A 20,228-nucleotide genomic window follows, 5' to 3' on the forward strand; every position below is an offset into this window, starting at 1 on the left:
CAGCTTGGCGAAGCGTTGATCCGCACCATCGCCGCTGGTGGACATGACGGCTTCTAGCGATCCTGGAAGGCCAGCCGCGCGCCAAGCGCGACCAGGATGCTGCCGCCGATCCGCTGCATGATGCGCTGCGACCGCTTCGAGCGCTGCAGCTTCGACATCACGGCGCTGGCGAAAAACACGCAGACGATGTCGACCGCCGAGAAGGTCAGATTTACCGTTGTGCCAAGCAGAAACAGCTGGGCCCAGACCGGCAGGCTGGCCGACGCATCGACGAATTGCGGCAGGAACGCCAGGAAGAAGATCGCCGTCTTCGGATTGAGCACCTCGACGACGATGCTTTGCGCGAAGGCGCGCTCCGCGGAGAGCGGCGCAAGTGTGGGGCGCTTTGCATTGTCGCGGTCGCGGAACAGCGACAGCCCGAGCCAGACCAGATAGGCCGCACCGGCAAGCTTCATCGCCATGAACAACGGCGGCACCGCATGAAACAGCAGCGCGAGGCCGGCCGCCGCGGCGACGACATGGACATAGCCGCCGAGATGCAGCCCGAGCGAGGCCATCAGCCCCGCGCGCCGGCCGCCTGCCAGCGTGCGGGCCGCGGCATACAGCATGGCGGGACCCGGGATCAGCGCGAAGGTCGCGGTCGTGATCGCGAAGGCGAGGTACAATTCCATGTGTGGGCGTCAATCTCTGCGGGCGCAACTTCCTCCGCCGTCATTGCGAGCGAAGCGAAGCAATCCATCTGCCCGCAAATGCCGATAGATGGATTGGTTCGTCGCTATCGCTCCTCGCAATGACGGTCTGGAATTTGTTCAAGGCGTCTCAGCTCGCCGGAATCATTGCCGCGACCTCGCGATCAGTCGGATTGTCGCTGGCCTCAAGCCCCGCGATCACGCCGGCGCGATCCTCGAGCTTGCGGTTCTGGCTCATCTTCTTCTTGGCATCGATCCGCGTGATTGGCATCCGGAAGCCGACGATCCCGCGCAGCTGCGCCTTGATGAAATCACCAGGCGCGTCACTGACCTGCCAGGCTTCCGGGCGCGAAGTCTCGTGCAGCTCGGTCAACCGGGTCACGACGTCCAGCAGACGATCGGCATTCTCGAAGAACTCGGCCGCGCCATAGGCGTGGACGGCGACGTAATTCCAGGTCGGCACCACCTTGCCGTGCTCGGCCTTGGTCGCATACCAGGACGGCGTCACATAGCCGTCGGGCCCCATGAAGATCGCCATCGCCTCGCCGACCGCGGCCAGCTTCCACTGCGGATTGGGCCGCGCGACGTGACCGTACAGCGTGCCGTAGTAGCCCTCGTTCTCATTGAGGATCAGCGGCAGCGGCGTGCCGATCAGGCCGTCGGCGGTTGCGGTGACCAGCGTCGCAAGCTTTGAGGCCCGCATCGCGGCGTGGATCGGACCGAGCTCATCCATCTTGAAATGCGGCGGCAGGTACATTGCGAACCTCTTGGCAGACACTCTGGCAGGCCTGATCAATTGCTGCTCGCACCATAGCGTTGAATTGGCCTATGATAAGAGCCACTTTCGATCATCTTGATTGGTCCACTATGCCCCGCCTGCGCGCCACGATCAGCATCCCTTCGCTCCGGGCCGTCGACCGCGCCGCCGGACAGGTCGGGCGCCAGATCGCGCAGGCCCTGCGCGCCGCGATTGCGAGCGGCGAGCTGAAGGCCGGGGATTTTCTGCCGTCGACGCGCGCGCTGTCGGCCTCGCTCGGCGTCGCGCGCGGCACGGTGACGGAGGCCTTCGAGCAGTTGCTGGCCGAGGGCTATCTGGAATCGCAGGTCGGTGCCGGCACCCGCGTCGCGCCGACGCTTGCCGAGCAGGCACGGCCCGTCGTGGTCAATCGCAAGCCTAACAAATCAGTGCCGATCCGGTTGCCGCCGCGCGCGGCGCGGCTTGCCAAAGTGGCGGCGGCCTTCAGGCCGATGCCGGAGGTCCCGTTTGCGATCGCGGTCCCCGGCGGCGCGGTCGCGCCCGACGACCATTGGCGCCGCCTCGGCAACCGCGTGCGCGCATCGCGCGCCGCGGCGCCTGCGAGCTATGGCGATCCGCGCGGCCTGATCGAGCTGCGGCAGGCGATCGCCGACTATGTGCGCAAATCCCGCGCGGTGCATTGCGAGCCCGAGCAGGTCGTGATCACGGCCGGCACCCAGCAAGGCCTCTATCTCGCCGGCCGCGTGCTGCTGTCGTCAGGCGATCCTGTCTGGGCCGAGGATCCCGCCTATCCCGGCATGACCGCCGTGCTCGACGATCTCGATCTCGTCACCACGCGCGTTGGCGTCGATGCGCAGGGCATCGACGTCGATGCCGCCACCGCCGCGTGCCCGCACGCACGCGCGGCGTTCGTGACGCCGTCGCATCAATATCCGCTGGGCATGCCGATGAGCATGGCCCGCCGCAATGCGCTGGTGGCGTGGGCGCAACGAAGCAATGCGTGGATCGTCGAGGACGATTACGACAGCGAGCTGCGCTACGCCGGGCATCCCTTCCCGTCGATGCAAGGCCTCGCCCCATCGCGGGTGATCTATTTGGGCACGCTGAGCAAGGTGCTGTTTCCCTCGCTGCGGCTCGGCTATGTCGTGGCGCCTTCGCCGCTGATCGACGCTTTCGCCGGCGCGCGGGCGCTGCTCGACCGGCATTCGCCGACCGCCGACCAGCATGTGCTGGCAGCCTACATGCGCGAGGGGCTGTTCGAGGCGCATATCAGGCGCATTCGCGGCGTCTACGCCGCACGGCGTGCGACGCTGATCGCGGCGCTGACGCGTCACATGCCTGGTGACGTCACGCTGCAGCCGAGCGACCAGGGCATGCATCTGCTGTTGTGGCTGCCAGAGCGCTTCGACGATGTGCAATTGGCAAAATCAGCGCTTGCCGCCGGCATCGTCGTGCGGCCGATTTCGCCGATGTACCAAGCCGCACCACGCCCCGGCCTGATGCTCGGCTTCGGCGGGTTCGAACCGGAGGAGCTGGAAGCGGCGACGCTACGGCTGCGGCGCGCAATCGATCAGCACACGTCGCCGCGGCGGACCAAGCCACGCCGCGCGGACGCGTCACACTGATTTGCTGCCCGGATTACTGCTCGAACGCCGCCTTGAGGCGGTTGAGCTGCGGCACCAGCGGGTTGCCGATCGACGAGCGATCCGGCGCCGGCGCGTGGATCGTGGTGTCGAGGCGGCGGACGCGCGCCTGCAGATCCATCGAGCGGGCGATCAGCTGCTGCAATTGCTCCGGCAGCTTGGTCACCATGTCGGCCGGGCCGGGATCGGCGGCCGACAGCTTCACCTTGGTCTTTTCGCGATTGGCCTGGGTCAGCGTCATCTCGCCTTCCTTGACCGCGCGATGCAGCAGCAGCCAGGAGGCGAGCTGCATCAGCCGTGTGGTCAGGCGCATGCTTTCGGTGGCATAGGTCAGGCTCACGGACCGTTCGAGCGCCTTGGCCTCGGCACGTCCGTCGCCGTCGAGATAGGCGGCGGTCTGCTCGACCAGATCCATGCCTTCCCGGAACAGCACGCCGAATGCCGCAGAATTAGTCAGCCGCTCACTGAACAGCACAAGCCCGGCTTCGCTCTGGGAACGATCGGCCATGGTTAACGCCCTCACACCACCGTAACGCCCGCTGGCATCTGACGCGCCAGCTTATGATGAACAAATCATTGCGCGGGCGCGCCGAAGAGTCCAGCCGCAACCGGATTTATGGTTTCCAGCCGCTAGGACGCACAAAAAAGAGCCGCCGTTTCCGGCGGCTTTGAAGTTGATAACAGGGAGGCGTCAAACAGAGTGGACAGGAGCCACTCGGTGTCCAAACGAGGACAATGCAGTCATAATCGAGAAAGCTTAACCGATCGTAAATGAACGGATTTCTTGACACTTTGTTTGCCATGTCGGCCATTGACCTAGTTTGGGACAGGCCTCTTCTCCTTCCCCTTGAGAGGGGAAGGTCGGGATGGGGGTCAACCGCAGGCGACGGCGTATGTGAAGAGAGCTGATCCCCACACGCTTTGCTCTGGCGAGCAAAGCGACCTCCCCTTTTCAAGGGGAGGTGGAGCCGCGTAGCCCGGATGGAGCGCAGCGAAATCCGGGAACGGTCCATCCGCGGATAGCGCGGCTCCCGGATTGCGCTTCGCTTCATCCGGGCTACGACAGAAATGATGGCGCAGCGCTACGACTTGAAGAACGCGTTGGCGGCGTCCTTCGACGCGCGCTTCTTCGTCATCGCCTCTTTCAGGCGATCGACTTCGGCGTTGAGCAGCGCGATGCGCTCCGTCAACTCCTCGACCGACAGCAGCGAGAGATCCTGGCCGATCTCATGGCTGATTTTCTTCCGCGGCCGGTCCTCATCCTCAATCGGCATGTGTCTTCCCCGCGATGCTGATCTGGCGTCCTGCGTCCAGCGATGATAGATATCCGTCCAGAGGAGAATTTTGCAGTGACTTTCGTGTGCGCGCAACATCTGACGCGAATGCCCCGGCCCGACCGCAAGGAGTCTGACCGGACGGGATAGTTGCGCGCCTGCGCGCGAGGCATGAGCCGACCCCAAGCCCTTCCGGTCACGCGGGAGGGCTTTTTGATTTTCCGCTTTGATTCTTGCGGGGTCGGCATCACCGAACGCGAAAGACCTTAATCCATGACCAAGATTCTCATCACCAGCGCGCTGCCCTACGTCAACGGCGTCAAGCATCTCGGCAATCTCGTCGGCTCGCTGCTGCCCGCCGACGTCCACGCCCGCTTCCGCCGGCAGACCGGCTGCGACGTGCTCTTCATCTGCGCGACCGACGAGCACGGCACACCGGCCGAGCTCGGCGCCATCGAGGCCGGACAGGATGTCCGGGCGTTCTGCGACGCACAGCACGCCGTCCAGGCCGACATCTATCGGCGCTTCGGCCTGTCCTTCGATCATTTCGGCCGCACCAGCTCGCCGCACAACCATGCGCTGACTCAGCACTTCTATCGCCGGCTCGATGACGCCGGGCTGATCGAAGCACGCACCTCCCGACAGGTGTTCTCGCCGGCCGACCGGCGCTTCCTGCCAGACCGCTACGTGCTCGGCACCTGTCCGCATTGCGGCGACGCCGGCGCGCGCGGCGATCAATGCGACCATTGCGGCACGCTGCTCGACCCGCCGGACCTCATCGATCCCCGCTCGGCGCTATCCGGCAACCGCGCGCTCGAGATCCGCGACAGCCGTCATCTGTATCTGCGCCAGTCGCAGCTGGTCGACAGCATCGGCGCATGGATCGACAGCCGCACCGGATGGCCGCCCTTCGTGGTGTCGACCGCGAAGGGCTGGCTCAATGCCGAGCTGCGCGACCGCTGCATCACGCGCGATCTCGCCTGGGGCATCGCGGTGCCGCGCGACGGCTTCGACGGCAAGGTGTTCTATGTCTGGTTCGACGCGCCGATCGGCTACATCGCGGCGACGCAGGAATGGGCCGACGCCGCGCCAGGCCGCGACTGGCGGCAATGGTGGTGGCAGGCCGATGACGTCAGCTACATCCAATTTCTCGGCAAGGACAACATCCCGTTCCACACCGTGAGCTTTCCGGCGACGCTGATCGGCTCCGGCGAACCGTGGAAGACCGCCGATGTGATCAAGGGATTCCACTGGCTGAATTACGAGGGCGGCAAGTTCTCGACCAGCAGGAAGCGCGGCATCTTCACCGATGCGGCGCTGGCGGAATTGCCCGCCGATCTCTGGCGCTGGTGGCTGATCGCCAACGCGCCGGAGAGCGCCGACACCGATTTTGGCGTCGCCAGATTCGTCGCCGACGTGAACAAGGATCTCGCCGATATCTTCGGCAATCTCGCCAACCGCATCATCAGCTTCGCGCATCGCGCCTTCGACGGCCGCATCCCGGATGGTGGCGCTCCCGGCGATGCCGAGCGCCAACTCGCGCTTGAACTGGAGCAGCGCATCGCAGCGCTGCACCGCCATCACACGGCGCTGGAATTTCGCGCAGCGGCAGCCACGACCCGCGCGATCTGGGACACCGCGAACGCTTATCTGCAGCACGCAGCACCCTGGACGGCGATCAAGTCCGATCCGGCACGCGCGGCAGTCATCACCCGCACCGGGCTCAATCTTGTCGCGCTCAGCGCCACGCTGGCGTGGAGCATCGTGCCTGATCTCGCGGCGCGCGTACTTGGCGCGCTCAGTTGCGACGATGTGATCCCGCGCTGGCCCACTGGCCCACTCCTCCCGCTGCTGGATCGCGGCGCGGGCACGCCGGTCGCTAGGCTCGGGCCGCTGGTCGAGAAAATCACGCCTGAGAGAGCCGACCAGCTCACGACGCAGTTCGGGCTTTAATGGCGTTTCGCTTCGGTGGAAAAGGCGGTATGCCATCCGCCGATCCTCTCCACTGACCAGGGACCAGCCATGCCAAATCTGCCCGCGCAAATGACCGTCGTTGCCATCAGCAAGCCGGGTGGCCCTGAGGTGCTGGTGCCGGAGACCCGCGCGGTGCCGGTGCCGAAGGCCGGCGAGATTTTGGTCAAGGTCGCGGCCGCCGGCGTCAATCGTCCCGACGTCGCGCAGCGCTCCGGCTCCTATCCGCCGCCGCCCGGCGCCAGCGACCTGCCCGGCCTCGAAATCGCGGGCGAAGTGGTCGCGCTCGGCGAAGGCGCAAAGCACAAGATCGGCGACAAGGTGATGTCGCTGGTCGCCGGCGGCGGCTACGCGCAATATTGCATCGCGCAGGACGCGCAGGCGATGACCGTGCCGCCCTCGCTGTCGATGCAGGAAGCCGGCGCGATTCCGGAAACGCTGATGACGGTGTGGCACAATGTGTTCGAGCGCGGCGCGCTGCAGGCCGGGGAGACGCTGCTGATCCACGGCGGCTCGTCCGGTATCGGCACGATGGCGATCCAGCTTGCCAAGGCGTTCGGCGCCAAGGTGATCGTCACCGTCGGCTCGCAGAACAAGGCCGATGCCTGCCTCAAGCTCGGCGCCGATCACGCGGTCAATTACAAGACCGAGGATTTCGTCGAGGCGGTGAAGAAGGCCACCGGCGGCAACGGCGCCAATGTCATCCTCGACATGGTGGGCGGCGATTATATCGACCGGAACTATGACGCCGCCGCGGTCGAGGGCCGCATCGTCCAGATCGCGTTCCTGTCGGGAACACCGAAGGCCACGGCCAATTTCGCCAAGCTGATGGTCAAGCGGCTCCACCACACCGGGTCGACCCTGCGCCCCCGTAGTAATGCGGACAAGGCGGCGATGGTCGCGGCGATCGAGGCGAAGGTGCTGCCCTTGCTGCGCGAAGGCCGCGTCAAACCGCTGATGGACAGCACATTCCCGCTGGAAAAGGCCGCCGACGCGCACCGGCGCATGGAGACCAGCGAACATATTGGCAAAATTGTGTTGGTGGTTTAACCCTCGCGACGGAAGCAGGGGCGGAAACCCTTTGATTCCCTTCGCTTTCGTGTCATTTATCGCGCCACCGCCGGGCCGGTCGCCGGGTCCGGTCAGTTTGTCGATCGCGGAGTACTGACATTGCGTCTGATCAGGTGCCTTGCGCTGCTCGCGCTGGGCCTCATGATGTTTGCCGCCGCGCCTGCCGCGTATGCGATCGACGCGGTCAGCGTGCGCAGCGATGCGCCGGCGATCGATTTGACGGCGGTTCTCGACCATCAGCGCAGTGAAGCCGACCGCATCCAGGTCTCCACCGCCCCCGGAACCGACGGCATCGTGCGCCGCATCGAGGTTCGCGCCCGCGAAGGCGGCCAGAACTGGGTGGTGTTCGCGCTCGCCAACAACACCGACGACCAGCTCGACCGCCTGATCGTTGCGCCGCACTACCGCATCGTGTCGTCCGGCCTGCTGTGGCCCGACCTCGGCCTGTCGCGCATCGCCACCATCACTCCGTCGGTCGGCGATCGTCCCGAGCGGCAGGAGAGCCCGACCGCCGACGTGTTCCGCATCACGCTCGATCCCGGCGCCGTCGTCACCTATGTCGCGGAACTGCGCACCGACAAGCTGCCGCAGCTCTATCTGTGGGAACCCGACGCCTACAAGGACAAGGTCAATTCGTTCACGCTGTACCAGGGCATCGTGATCGGCATCTCGGGCCTGCTCGCGCTCGTGCTCACGATCTTGTTTGTGGTCAAGGGCAGCATCATGTTCCCGGCCGCCGCGGCGCTGGCCTGGGCGGTGCTGGTCTATATCGGCGTCGACTTCGGCTTCTGGGGCAAGGTGCTCGACATGTCGAACAACGCCGAGCGCGTCTGGCGCGCGGCGGGCGAGGCGATCCTCGCTGCGACACTGCTGGTGTTCCTGTTCGCCTATCTGAATTTGAGCAGATGGCACGTCCGCTACTCGCACATCACGATCGGCTGGCTGGTCTTCCTCGGCTCGCTGGTCGCGCTGGCGCTGTTCGATCCCGCGGTCGCCTCCGGCATCGCGCGCATGTCGCTGGTGATGATCGCCTTCGCCGGCTTCGCGCTGATCGTCTATCTCTCGACCCACGGCTTCGACCGCGCGGTGCTGCTGATCCCGACCTGGTTCCTGCTGGTGGTCTGGGTGGTCGCGGCCGGCATGACGGTCGCCGGCTCCGTCACCAACGACATCGTCGGCCCGGCGCTGCTCGGCGGCCTGGTGCTGATCGTGATGCTGATCGGATTCACGGTGATGCAGCACGCCTTCGCCGGCGGCGGCGCCACCACCGGCGTCGTCTCCGATGTCGAGCGCCGCGCGCTGGCGCTGACCGGCTCCGGCGACTTGATCTGGGATTGGGACGTGTCAGCCGACAAGGTGTTCACCAGTCCCGAGACCGAGGCCCTGCTCGGCCTCAAGCGCGGCACGCTGGAAGGCCCGGCGGCGAAATGGCTCGAGGTGCTGCACCCGCTCGACCAGGACCGCTTCCGCGCCGCGCTCGACAGCGTGCTCGACCAGCGCCGCGGCCGCCTGGTGCAGGATTTCCGGCTGCGCACGCCCGACGGCCACTTCATGTGGTTCGCGCTCAAGGCGCGGCCGGTGGTCGGCTCCGACGGCGAGGTCTCGCGCGTGGTCGGCACGCTCACCGACGTCACCGAGTTCAAGAACTCCGAAGAGCGGATGCTTCATGACTCCGTCCATGACAACCTGACCGGCCTGCCGAACCGCCGGCTGTTCATGGACCGCCTCGGCGCAGTGGCGAATCTCGCCAAGACCATGCCGAACCTGCGGCCGACCTTGATGGTGATCGACCTCGACCGCTTCAAGCAGGTCAACGATTCCGTCGGGATCGCGGTCGGCGATTCCATTTTGCTGACGCTGGCGCGGCGGCTGACCCGCATCCTCAAGCCGCAGGACACGCTGGCCCGCATGGCCGGCGACCAGTTCGGCCTGATCCTGCTGTCGGAGCAGGACCCGGCACGGATCACCAATTTCGCCGAGACCATCCGCAAGACCATCCGCGCCCCGATCGCGTTCAACGACCGCGAGATCTTCCTGACCGCCTCGATCGGGCTTGCGCTGTCCGACCCGGCGGCACCGCTGACCGACGAGATCATCAAGGACGCCGAGCTTGCGATGTATCATTCCAAGCGGATCGGCGGCGACCGCATCGACGTCTACAAGCCGGCGATGCGGGCGCGCAAGACCGACCGCCTGACGCTGGAGAGCGACCTGCGCCGCGCCATCGAGCGGCAGGAGATCACGATCCTGTACCAGCCGATCGTGCGGCTGGAGGATCGCGCGATCGCCGGCTTCGAGGCGCTGGCGCGCTGGGACCATCCCAAGCTCGGCCGGATGTCACCGTCGGAGTTCATCAACGTCGCCGAGGAGACCGGCCTGATCGTCGATCTCGGCATGTTCGTGATGGACCAGACCGCGCGGCAGCTCGCGGTGTGGCAGCGCGCGATGCGCGCCCGCGAGCCGATCTTCGCGTCGGTCAACGTGTCGTCGCGGCAGCTGCTGCGCCACGATCTGATCCACGATATCCGCACCGTGCTGTCGCGCTCCTCGGTGGCGCGCGGCACGCTGAAGCTGGAGCTGACGGAATCGCTGGTCATGGAGAATCCGGAGCACGCCGCCCAGATGCTGGCGCGGATCCGCGAGCTCGGCACCGGGCTGTCACTCGACGATTTCGGCACCGGCCACTCCTCGCTGTCCTATCTGCAGCGCTTCCCGTTCGACACCATCAAGATCGACCAGTCCTTCGTCCGCACCACCAGCCGCGGAACCCGCCCGGTGATCCTGAAATCGATCATCGCGCTGGCGCACGATCTCGGGATGGAGGTGGTGGCGGAAGGCGCCGAGACGGATTCGGATGCCGTCGAGCTCTACCAGCTCGGCTGCGAATACGCCCAGGGCTTTGCCTTCGGAGAGCCGATGGACGCCGATGCGGCGACCCGGCTGCTCACCGAGGAACGGCTGGAAGCCGCGAGCTAACTCTTGTCGTCCCGGCCTCGTGCGCAATTGCGCACGGGAGCCGGGACCCATACGCCGCGGCCCATCCATGACGCGCTGGGGCCGGTTGCCTTCGTAACAACAACGCCCTGTGGTTATGGGTCCCGGCGTTCGCCGGGACGACGGTTAGGCATGCGCTTGAACCTGACGCTCTTGCCGTCGGCCTGGCGGGTGGCGATGTAGCCGGCCTCGAGGCAGGCCTCGCGCTGCGGCATCTTCTCCTGCGGGCTGCGCAACGTCTCCCACCACGAGGCCCGGTGCGCGGCGCGCGGCAGCGCCGCATCGATGATCGCCTCGATCTCCTCGAAGGTCAGCACGAATTCGGGCAGATGCTGCTTCTTCAGATAATCCCGCAATGCGTCGTAGTCGTTCACAACGTCCTCGATGACAAAAGTCCGGCAACCACCCGTTAACCCATTCGGCCGCTGCTGTCGCCATTTAAGGCGACAACAAGATTTCCCGTTGCATGACGGCGCATTGGAGCGGGACATGTCATTTCGACGGGGAAACGACGCAAGGCGGCGCTGGCGACTATCGGCAAAGCTGCTGATCGCGGCGTCGATTGCGACTGTCCTCGGCTTCTCCGCGGTCTGCGCCGGCGTGATGTTCGACATGCGCCGCGGCGAGGAGGAACTGGCCCGCCGCACCCTGGAGAATCTGGCGTCGGGGATCGAGGCCGACATCAGCCGCAACATCGAGCTCTACGACCTGTCGCTGCGCGCGGTCGCCAGCAATCTCGAGATGCCGGAGATCCGCAATATCAGCAAGGAACTGCGCCAGCTGATCCTGTTCGATCACGCCGCGACCGCAAAACATTTCGGCGCGATCCAGGTGTTCGACACCAAGGGCAATTTGACCATCGACGCGGCGAGCCTCGATCCACGGCCGGAGAACCGCAGCGACGAGGAGTATTTCACGGTCCAGCGCGACAATCCCGATGCCGGGCTTTACATCAGCCGGCCGATGCTGCATCGCGGCGCCTACGCCATCGTGCTGAGCCGGCGCATCGTCGACGACGAGGGCCGCTTCCTCGGCGTCGTGGTCGGCTCGATCCGCTTCAGCTATTTCCACGATCTGTTCGGGCGGCTGAACCTCATGCCGGGCGACACCATCACCGTGCTGCGCAACGACCGCACCATCATCATGCGGACGCCGTTCGATCTCGACGTGATCGGCAAGAACCTCGCGGAGCAGCTCGACTGGAAGGCCGAGAACCTGAAGGTGGGCGGCGCCTTCTCCGGCAAGGGCCCGGTCGACGACATACCGCGGCTCTATGTCAGGCGCAGCAGCTCGGGCCGCTTTACGTGGTGGTCGGCAAGCCGCTCGAAGCCGTCTTCAACCTCTGGCGCACCGAGGCCATTCGCATCGGCGCGATCATGGCGTTTCTGATCCTGTTCGTGCTCAGCGCAACGCTGGTGCTCGCCCGCGAGATCGTCCGCCGCGCCGACGCCGAGGACAAGCTCGAGGAGATGGCGACCACCGACGCCCTCACCGGCCTGAAGAACCGGCGCAAGTTCGACGGCGAGATCGAGCGCGAATGGCGCCGTGCCGGCCGCTACGGCCAGCCGGTCGCGCTCTTGATGATCGATGCCGATCATTTCAAGGCCTACAACGACACCTATGGGCATCAGGCCGGCGACCAGGTGCTGGTCGGGATCGCGATCTGCATTTCGGACGCGGTGCGCCGCGCCGGCGATTGCCCGGCGCGCTTCGGCGGCGAGGAGTTCGCCGTGCTGCTGCCCAACATGACCGCGCTCGAGGCCTTCAACCTGGCCGAGACCATCCGCCGCAAGGTCCAGCAATGGTGCGCGGGCGAACTGATCACGACAGTCAGCATCGGCGTCGCCAGCATGCGGCCGACCGCGGGCCAGCAATGGTCCGATCTGATCGAGGCCGCCGACAAGGCGCTCTACGCCGCCAAGGCCAACGGCCGCAACCAGTCGGTGCTCGCAACCGTGCCGAAGATCGCGCTGGTGGCGTGAGGGGCCAAGCGGGCGTCACAAGCAATCAGTTAGACGCGAAGCCCTCTCCGCATCGTCGTCCCGGCGAAGGCCGGGACCCATAACCACAGGCGTTCGTTGTCGAAGCGAGCTGCGGCTCCAGCGTTAGGCAACAATGAGCATTCGGGGTAATGGGTCCCGGCCTTCGCCGGGACGACGGTGAGGATGTGGCACGGCTTGTGACTCACACATCCGCACGCCAACTCAGCCCCGCCGCTTCTTCTTCGGCTTCTTGCCGAACTTCGGTTTCGCCGACACATCCGGCCACTGCGTGGGTCCGGCGTGGCTGGACTTGCCCGGATGCTTCTTTTTCTTTCCGAGCCGCGGCTCCTCGCCGGATTTCGGCCTGAAGCCTTTTCCGTCCCAATCGGATCGGAACGAGTCCCTGGATTCCTTCTTTGACGCGTATTCCTGACGCGAACCGCTCGCGCCTTCGCTCGAAAACGCTCTGGCCTCGCGGTCCGGCGTGCCGCGCCGCTTTCCTGCACCCTCGGCGCGCGGCGCGCCGTATCCGCCGTCGTCATCACCGCGCCAGGGCTTGCGCGCCGGCTTCTCGCGCACCTCTCCCTGCGGCGCGCCCGCCAGCGGCTCGATGCGGATGCTGTCTTCCTTGTCCGGACGCTTGATCTTGACCGCGAAGGAATCCGCGACCCGCGCGGCGATCTCGAATTCGGTGCTCGTATCCATGATCTTGATCGCGCCGATGTCGCGCTTGTCGATGCCGCCACGGCGGCAGATCATCGGCAGCAGCCAGCGGGCTTCGGCGCTCTTCCGGCGTCCGATCGCGGCGCGGAACCAGACGGTCGCCTCCTCCATGCCGTGACGCGCGGAGGACTTGCCGGTCTTCGATCGCGGCCCGGCGGCACGATCATCGCGGCGCGAGGCGCGCTCGCCGCGACGATCGTCGCGGTCCCGACCGCGTCCCTCGCCGGGATCGAGAATGTCTTCGGGCGCAGGCAGCCGCGCACGGTAAAGCCGGGCGAGCGCTGCGGCAATCGCCTCGGGCGCGCGTTCGGCGAGCAAGGCCTGCGCCAGCGCCAGATCATCTGACGTCGCCTCTTCGGAGAACACTGCATCCTGCAGCAGGCGATCATGGTCGAGCTTGCGGATCTCCTCCGCCTGCGGCGCGGAGCCCCAGACCACATCGATGCCGGCGAGGTCGAGCAGCAATTCGGCGCGCCGCCGCCGTGCCGGCGGCACCAGCAGGATGCTGACACCCTTGCGGCCGGCGCGGCCGGTGCGGCCCGAGCGATGCTGCATGACCTCCGGATCTTTCGGCAGATCCGCGTGAATGACGAGATCGAGGCTCGGCAGGTCGATGCCGCGCGCCGCGACGTCGGTCGCGACGCAAACCCGCGACCGTCCGTCGCGCAACGCCTGCAGCGCCTGGGTCCGCTCGTTCTGGGTCATTTCGCCCGACAGCGCGGCGACGGAGAACCCGCGCTCGAGCAGCGCCGCCTGCAAATGCCTGACGGCCTCACGCGTGTTGCAAAACACCAGCGCGCTCGGCGCCTCATGGAAACGCAGCACGTTGACGACGGCGTGCTCGACATCGTCGGCGGCCACCCGGATGGCGCGGTACTCGATATCGGCATGGCCGCCTTCGTCACCCGCGACCTCGATCCGGAACGCCTGCTCCTGATACTGCTTGGCAAGCGCGACGATGCCGCGCGGAAACGTCGCCGAGAACAGCAAGGTGCGGCGGGTGTCCGGCGTGGTCTCGAGGATGAATTCCATATCCTCGCGGAAACCGAGATTGAGCATTTCATCGGCCTCGTCGAGCACGACGACCTTGAGTTCCGAAATGTCGAGACGGCTGCGCCGCAAATGGTCGCACAACCGGCCGGGCGTCCCGACCACGATGTGGGCGCCCTCGGCAAGCTCGCGCTGCTCGCGGCGCGGGTCCATGCCGCCGACACAGGAGACGACGCGGCCGTCGGCGTGTTCATAAAGCCAAGCAAGCTCGCGCTGGACCTGCAAGGCGAGCTCGCGGGTCGGCGCGACGATCAGGGCCAGCGGGGCGGCAGCCGGCTCGAACCGCTCGGCGCCGTCGAGCAGGTCCTTTGCCATGGCTAGGCCATAGGCAACGGTCTTGCCCGAGCCGGTCTGGGCCGAAACCAGGAGATCGCGGTCCACAGCGTCGTCCGCGAGCACGGCGAGCTGGACCGGGGTCGGTTGATCGTAGTTGCGCTCAGCCAAGGCGCGGGCGAGCGGCGAACTTGTGGTCGGAAAGGGCACGAGATGGGAAACCTTGATTGGTCCGGGCGCAGAACGTCGAGCGCGACGACCTGGAGCTGCGTACCCGGCAGGCGGCACAGCCGCATGACGATTTGGGGTGCTTTACGCCAAGAAGCGCCAAATCGCCATGCCCCCGTCGCAGAAAAGCTGGCGCCCGGATCAGGCGGCCTGCCCGATCCGGGCCGTAGGGCTGGTCAGCGCGATGGCGGGTGACGGCTTCGCCTAACCTGCAAGACCGTCCGGTCGGCGACAGCCGCCGCTACTTTGCCGCCTTGGCGCATTTGAGAGGTCAAGAGGAACGAGAACGGGGCAAGCACCGTTGCGGGACTCTCTGGACGCCGCATCACTTCGCCTTGAGCGCCTTCTCGTGGCTCTCGAGCGCCGCTGTCATCAGCTTCGGCAATTGCGCGGCATAGACCTCGATGAAGGTGGCATCGCCGCAGGCCTCCGGATCGCGCGCGGCCTGCTCGGCGATGCGCGCGGCCCTGGCCTCGCATTTCGCGAACAGGTGCCAGAACCAGTCCGCGTTCTTGCCGAGTGCCGGCTTGTTCTTCTTGATGACGGCGGCGCCGACCGCGCTCATCGCGCTGACGACGCCGGCGCCCAGCGTGCTGATGGCGCGCGCGTTGAGGATGTCCTCGCGCCCTTGCGCGGTGGCGTTGGTGGCGGTCGCTCGTCCCTTGGCCGGCATGCTGTGAGCTCCTTCGATCCCTGCGGCGGATGCAGCATCGGCCGCGGAAGTTGAGGAAAGCTCAAGGGGCATGGTTGAGAACCGCTATGGATTTCATTCCGGTTTTATGCGCTTCCGAGCGATCGGGCCTGGAGGGGCGTTTTGCCCTCTTCTCTGCGCGGGAATCCGTCAGGCGTCGTTACCCTTTGGCGCCGTAGCGGCGGATCAGCTGACCGGCGACATCGTCGAGATCATTGCCGACGACCTGCGGCTGCGGGCCGACGCCGAGGACATCGTTGCCGGGACGCTTGATCAGCGCGGCCTCCCAGCCGGCCGCGACCGCGCCCAGCGTGTCCCAGGTGTGGCAGGCGATCAGGCAGAACTCCGAGGGCTTTGCCCCGAGCTCCTTCTCGACATAGCCATAGGCCTGCCGCGACGGCTTGTGATGCTTGACGCCGTCGGCGGAGAAGCGCCGCTCGAACAGATCGACGATGCCGCCATGGGTCAGCTGCCGGGTCTGCACCTCGAGCAGATTGTCGGTCAGCGTGAACAGGCGGAAACCCGCCGCGCGCAGCCTGCGCAGCGCGCCGGGCACTTCGCCGTGCGGCGGCATGGTGGAGAATTTCTCGGTCAGCTCCTGCTTGTCGGCATCGTCGATCCTGATGCCGCGGGTGTCGGCCAGCATCTTCATGACCGCGGCGCCGATATCGGTGAACGGCACGTAGCACCCCGCGACAGTGAGCGAGGCCGAGTACATGATGAAGTTCGCGAACCACAGCCGCATCGCGCTCCTGTCGTTGAAGATGCGCGCGAACACCGGCTCCATGGTCTCGAGGTCGAGCAGGGTTTCGTTGACGTCGAACACGATCAGGGGAAGTGCCGCCATTTTGTTGGGCTCCTGTTGGTCTTTGTTTTGAGCATGATCTTTTCGGAAAACCGCTACGCACTTTTCCGGATCATGCTTTGGTGGTCTCAGCCCCTGTCCTTCATCCGGCTGCGGTGCGCGGCCTGCTTGGCGCGGTTGCCGCAGATCGCCATGCTGCACCATCGGCGCGCCCGCGCCCGCGTGTGGTCGGCAAACATCAGCGTGCAGGCCGGGCCCTCGCACGCCTTGATGTCGGAGAAGCTTTCCTCGCAGACGACCCTGGCCATCGCTTCCCCGATCGGCAGCAGCAATGTTTCGGCCGAACGCCAGCGCCGCGTCCGCTCCAGCGCGAAACCGTCATGGCCGCCATCGCCGTCCTTGTGGCGATGCGCCACGATCCGGCTGAACGCCTGATCGCTTTCCAGCAGCCGGTTCAGCGGCTCGATCTCCTTGAGCGCACGCGGCGCCAGCGGCCGGCCCATATGCTTGCGCACGAAGCCGCGGAACCACTCGCGCAAATCGCGGGCCTGACCGGCGACGTCGTCGAGCTCGCCCGGCGTCGCGCACGCCTTGAGCTCGTCGAGCACATCGGGCGGCACCAGCTGCGCCTGCGCGAGCCAGCGCAGCAGGCCGTCGCCATCGCCGATCCAGTCGACCGGCGTATCGACCGGGGTCGCAATCGAATTGATGAAATCGATGCCCAGGCTGTCTGCGATGAACATCGCGGGCGGATGGGATTGCACGGTGGCGACCTCCTGGCGGCTTTCTGACGGCTTCCTCAGTCACGGAAATAGTAACCTGATAAAATTCATTTGACAAGTTACGTGTCCTGGACCATAAGCGCGATAACCTGGCAAACAGTATTTTAGAGGTTACCGCCAAAACAGACCTGAAACGAGGGAGCGGACAATGTCGAACAAGGATGTCAGCGTGGTGCTTGCGCATGGCGCGTGGGCCGACGGCTCGAGCTGGGCGCGGGTGATCACGGCGCTCGACGCCGAGGGCATTACAGCGGTGGCGGCGCCGCTGCCCCTCACCTCGCTCGCCGACGACGTCGCCGCGCTGAACCGCACTCTGGACCGCGTCGCGGGCCCGGTGGTGCTGGTTGGCCATGCCTATGCCGGCGCCGTGATTGCCGAGACCCGCTCGCCGCGCGCCAAGGCGCTGGTCTATGTCGCGGCGCTGGCGCCGGATGAAAGCGAGACGGTCGCCGACGTATTCTACCGGCTGCCGCCGCATCCGTTCGCGCCGAAGCTCGCGCCCGACGCCAATGGCCTGATCTGGCTCCCAGAGTCCGCTTTCGCAGCGGCCTTTGCGCAAGGCGCGCGGTCCGAGGACCTCGCGGTGCTCGCCGCGGTGCAGCGGCCGATCTCGCCGGCCTGCATCACCGTCCCGGTCGGCCGCCCCCTGTGGAAGGACGTCCCGAGCTGGTTCCTGGTTGCCGAGGACGACCGGATGATCGCGCCCGAGACCCAGCGCAGCATGGCGGCGCGGATGCAGGCGACCGTGCGCTCACACCCCGTCGACCATACCCCGATCGTCACCGCGCCGAAGCTCGTCACCGACATCATCCGGGAAGCAGTCGAGAACGTTACAGAGCACTGACCTCTTCCCACGATTTCGGACAGGAGAGCTGCCATGCAGGAGAAACGTCTCTCGGCCGACCGGCTCGGCGCGTTTTCCGATGCGGTGATCGCCGTCATCATCACGGTGATGGTGCTCGAGTTGAAGGCGCCGGAGGGCTCGCGGTTCGCCGACCTGCTGCCGCTATGGCCGACCGCGATCAGCTACGCCGCGAGCTATCTGTTCATCGCGGTGATCTGGGTCAATCATCACCATCTGCTGCATCTGGTGCGGCAGCCGACGCCGCGGTTGATCTGGCTGAACTTCGTGCATCTGTTCGCGGTTTCACTGCTGCCGTTTGCCACCGCATGGGTCGCGCGATCGCACATGGCCGCCGCGCCGGTGGTGGTCTATGCAGTCATCTTCCTGCTGATCGATCTCGCCTATCTCGCCTTCGAGCGCACGGTGCTGACGCAGGCAGACCAGAGCCTGATCTCCGAGCGCGTGCGGACATGGACGCAGCGCCGCACCTTGCTCGCCGTGCTGGTGTTCGCGGCCGGCGCCGCCATCGCCCCGTTCATGCAGCTGCTGGGCTTTGCCACCGTGTGCTGCGCCCTGCTGCTCTATCTGCGTCCCGAAGCGATCAGCGGGCTCGCGAAGCAAATCAAATCCTAAGTCCCGGAACTCACCAACGCACGATCACAAGGAGTGACAGATGTCCCAGGTCAAATACCGCATTGCCGATGTCGACGGCTTTAACATCTTCTATCGCGAAGCCGGTTCGCCCGGCGCGCCAAAGCTGCTGCTGCTGCACGGCTTCCCGAGCGCCGGCCACATGTTCCGCGATCTGATCCCGCAGCTCGCGGACAAATTCCACATCGTGGCGCCGGATTTGCCCGGCTTCGGCCAGTCGGACATGCCGCCGCGCGACAAGTTCAACTACACTTTCGACAGCATCGCCGGCGTCATCGATCGCTTTACCGAGGTGATCGGCTTCGATCGCTTCGCGGTCTATGTGTTCGATTATGGCGCGCCGACCGGCTTCCGCCTGGCGGTCAAGCATCCGGAGCGGATCACGGCGATCATCTCCCAGAACGGCAACGCCTATCAGGAAGGCCTCAGCGACGGCTGGACGCCGATCAAGGCCTATTGGCAGGATCCCTCGCCGGCGAACCGCGACGCCTTGCGTGCGTTCCTGACGCCGGAGACCACGCGCTGGCAGTACACCCACGGCACATCAGATCCGCAAACGGTGTCGCCGGACGGCCAGAACCTCGACAACTACTACATGGCGCGGCCCGGCGCGCACGACGTGCAGCTCGATCTGTTCGGCGACTACAAGAGCAACGTCGCGCTCTACCCCACCTTCCAGACTTACTTCCGCACCCACAAGCCGCCGTTCCTCGCGGTGTGGGGCAAGAACGATCCGTTCTTCCTGCCGCCGGGCGCCGAGGCGTTCAAGCGCGACAATCCGAAGGCGGTCGTCAAATTTTTCGACACCGGCCACTTTGCGCTGGAAACGCACGCCGCCGAGATCGCGCAGGCTATCCGCGAGTTCCTGAACCGCTGACTCAAGGATGTCGGCACCCACAACTCTATCCGCGTCTTTGCGAGCGAAGCGAAGCAATCCATAGCTCCGCACAACGGAAGGATGGATTGCTTCGTCGCTGTCGCTCCTCGCAATGACGGGCTCACATCCACTCAGTCGCGCCGACCACTGCAAGGAAGTACACATGACTACATCCGTCGCCATCGTGACCGGCGCCAGCTCCGGCATCGGACGCGCCGCCGCGCTGCGGCTCGCGCGGGATTTTTCCGCCATCGTCCTCGTCGCGCGCAGCGGCGAGAGGCTGCGCGAGGCCGCTCAGGAGATCGAAAGACGCGGCAGCACGCCGCTGGCGCTCGAGCTCGATCTCGCCGCGCCTGATGCCGCTGATGAAATCGTCAAGGCCACGCTGGATCGCTTCGGCCGCATCGACGCGCTGGTCAATGTCGCAGGCTCAGTGCCCGGGCTCGATCTGTTCGAGCTGACCGACCAGCAATGGGACGCCGGCCTCGCGCTCAAGTTTCACGGCGCGAGGCGGCTGACGATCCGCGCCTGGGACGCGCTGAAAGCGTCGCAAGGCGCTGTCATCTTCACGTCAGGCAATGCCGCCGTGCTACCCCGCGCCGGCGCCGCCGCGGTGGGCACGATCAACGCCGCGATCGAGGCACTTGCAAAAGCCTTCGCCGAGCGCGGCATCGACGACGGCGTGCAGGTGAACTGCGTGTCCCCGGGCGCCGTGATGACCGGCCGACGCCTCGCGATGCTGGAGAAGATCGCAGCGGGCAAGGCAGCTCGATGTCGACGCGGCCAAGGCCGGCCTCCTCAGAGCCTGACTGAAAAATGGGTGAGTGATCTCAGTGGGGTGTGATTCCATCGGATTTGCAAAGATTCGAGGGAGAGCACGATGCCCTGGACCAAGATCACTCGGGAGCAATATCGGCGGGACG

17 protein-coding genes and 1 pseudogene are annotated in these 20,228 nt (G+C 65.9%); 9 read left to right on the forward strand and 9 right to left on the reverse strand.

The genetic code is table 11. The features are described from left to right. Positions 1–53: 53 nt before the first annotated feature. Complete coding sequence (locus tag ACZBJS_RS29555; protein WP_316398109.1) at positions 54–671, reverse strand: LysE family translocator; 618 nt, start codon at positions 669–671, stop codon at positions 54–56. A gap of 148 nt (positions 672–819) precedes the next feature. Continuing rightward, on the reverse strand, positions 820–1,446 hold the full coding sequence (locus ACZBJS_RS29560) for an FMN-binding negative transcriptional regulator (RefSeq protein ID WP_316398108.1): 627 nt from the start codon (positions 1,444–1,446) through the stop codon (positions 820–822). Positions 1,447–1,556: 110 nt separating this feature from the next. Here ACZBJS_RS29560 and pdxR point away from each other — a divergent pair, with 110 nt between their 5' ends. Beyond that, entirely contained in the window at positions 1,557–3,071 is a 1,515-nt protein-coding gene (gene pdxR / locus ACZBJS_RS29565; RefSeq protein ID WP_316398107.1) for a MocR-like pyridoxine biosynthesis transcription factor PdxR, read from the forward strand. Between the two features lie 13 nt (positions 3,072–3,084). On the opposite strand, the gene rcdA is transcribed toward pdxR, so the two are convergent. Continuing rightward, positions 3,085–3,597 (reverse strand): protease adaptor protein RcdA, encoded by a 513-nt coding sequence (gene rcdA / locus ACZBJS_RS29570; protein ID WP_028340279.1) that lies wholly within the window; start codon positions 3,595–3,597, stop codon positions 3,085–3,087. 574 nt (positions 3,598–4,171) lie between these two features. Continuing rightward, positions 4,172–4,363 carry a DUF1192 domain-containing protein gene (locus ACZBJS_RS29575; protein WP_016845225.1) on the reverse strand — a complete coding sequence of 64 codons (192 nt, stop codon included), beginning with the start codon at positions 4,361–4,363 and terminating at the stop codon, positions 4,172–4,174. A 273-nt stretch (positions 4,364–4,636) separates the two neighbouring features. Here ACZBJS_RS29575 and metG point away from each other — a divergent pair, with 273 nt between their 5' ends. From metG to ACZBJS_RS29590, 3 genes are all read left to right on the forward strand, one after another. Then, a complete protein-coding gene (gene metG, locus ACZBJS_RS29580) occupies positions 4,637–6,316 on the forward strand; it encodes a methionine--tRNA ligase (protein ID WP_316398106.1) in 1,680 nt (559 codons plus the stop codon). Between the two features lie 69 nt (positions 6,317–6,385). Further along, positions 6,386–7,384, forward strand: a complete 999-nt coding sequence (locus ACZBJS_RS29585; RefSeq protein WP_316398105.1) for an NAD(P)H-quinone oxidoreductase — start codon at positions 6,386–6,388, stop codon at positions 7,382–7,384. Positions 7,385–7,504: 120 nt separating this feature from the next. Beyond that, entirely contained in the window at positions 7,505–10,381 is a 2,877-nt protein-coding gene (locus tag ACZBJS_RS29590) for an EAL domain-containing protein (RefSeq protein ID WP_076827342.1), read from the forward strand. 113 nt (positions 10,382–10,494) lie between these two features. Here the strand turns inward: ACZBJS_RS29590 and ACZBJS_RS29595 are convergent, their stop codons facing one another. Beyond that, positions 10,495–10,773, reverse strand: a complete 279-nt coding sequence (locus tag ACZBJS_RS29595) for a DUF7662 domain-containing protein (protein WP_057017704.1) — start codon at positions 10,771–10,773, stop codon at positions 10,495–10,497. Positions 10,774–10,888: 115 nt separating this feature from the next. Here ACZBJS_RS29595 and ACZBJS_RS29600 point away from each other — a divergent pair. Next, positions 10,889–12,381, forward strand: a pseudogene (locus tag ACZBJS_RS29600) (sensor domain-containing diguanylate cyclase). Between the two features lie 222 nt (positions 12,382–12,603). On the opposite strand, the gene ACZBJS_RS29605 reads toward ACZBJS_RS29600, so the two are convergent. The 4 genes from ACZBJS_RS29605 to ACZBJS_RS29620 form a co-directional block, all read right to left on the reverse strand. Continuing rightward, positions 12,604–14,637 carry a DEAD/DEAH box helicase gene (locus tag ACZBJS_RS29605; protein WP_463439630.1) on the reverse strand — a complete coding sequence of 678 codons (2,034 nt, stop codon included), beginning with the start codon at positions 14,635–14,637 and terminating at the stop codon, positions 12,604–12,606. 343 nt (positions 14,638–14,980) lie between these two features. Further along, positions 14,981–15,328 carry a hypothetical protein gene (locus ACZBJS_RS29610; RefSeq protein WP_057017701.1) on the reverse strand — a complete coding sequence of 116 codons (348 nt, stop codon included), beginning with the start codon at positions 15,326–15,328 and terminating at the stop codon, positions 14,981–14,983. 178 nt (positions 15,329–15,506) lie between these two features. After that, complete coding sequence (locus ACZBJS_RS29615; protein WP_076827335.1) at positions 15,507–16,193, reverse strand: haloacid dehalogenase type II; 687 nt, start codon at positions 16,191–16,193, stop codon at positions 15,507–15,509. A gap of 86 nt (positions 16,194–16,279) precedes the next feature. Further along, positions 16,280–16,894, reverse strand: a complete 615-nt coding sequence (locus ACZBJS_RS29620; RefSeq protein ID WP_316398133.1) for a CGNR zinc finger domain-containing protein — start codon at positions 16,892–16,894, stop codon at positions 16,280–16,282. Between the two features lie 187 nt (positions 16,895–17,081). Between ACZBJS_RS29620 and ACZBJS_RS29625 the strand changes: the two genes are divergently transcribed. The 4 genes from ACZBJS_RS29625 (at position 17,082) to ACZBJS_RS29640 (ending at position 20,149) form a co-directional block, all read left to right on the forward strand. Next, entirely contained in the window at positions 17,082–17,777 is a 696-nt protein-coding gene (locus ACZBJS_RS29625; RefSeq protein ID WP_316398104.1) for an alpha/beta fold hydrolase, read from the forward strand. A 33-nt stretch (positions 17,778–17,810) separates the two neighbouring features. Then, positions 17,811–18,410 (forward strand): TMEM175 family protein, encoded by a 600-nt coding sequence (locus tag ACZBJS_RS29630; RefSeq protein ID WP_253588761.1) that lies wholly within the window; start codon positions 17,811–17,813, stop codon positions 18,408–18,410. A gap of 40 nt (positions 18,411–18,450) precedes the next feature. Next, positions 18,451–19,305 carry an alpha/beta fold hydrolase gene (locus ACZBJS_RS29635; protein WP_316398103.1) on the forward strand — a complete coding sequence of 285 codons (855 nt, stop codon included), beginning with the start codon at positions 18,451–18,453 and terminating at the stop codon, positions 19,303–19,305. Positions 19,306–19,468: 163 nt separating this feature from the next. Further along, the gene (locus tag ACZBJS_RS29640) at positions 19,469–20,149 is read left to right on the forward strand and encodes an SDR family NAD(P)-dependent oxidoreductase (protein ID WP_316398102.1); all 681 of its coding nucleotides are present in this window, start codon (positions 19,469–19,471) and stop codon (positions 20,147–20,149) included. Positions 20,150–20,228 lie beyond the last annotated feature (79 nt).

It is taken from the genome of Bradyrhizobium sp. KZN70725 (assembly GCF_055264925.1).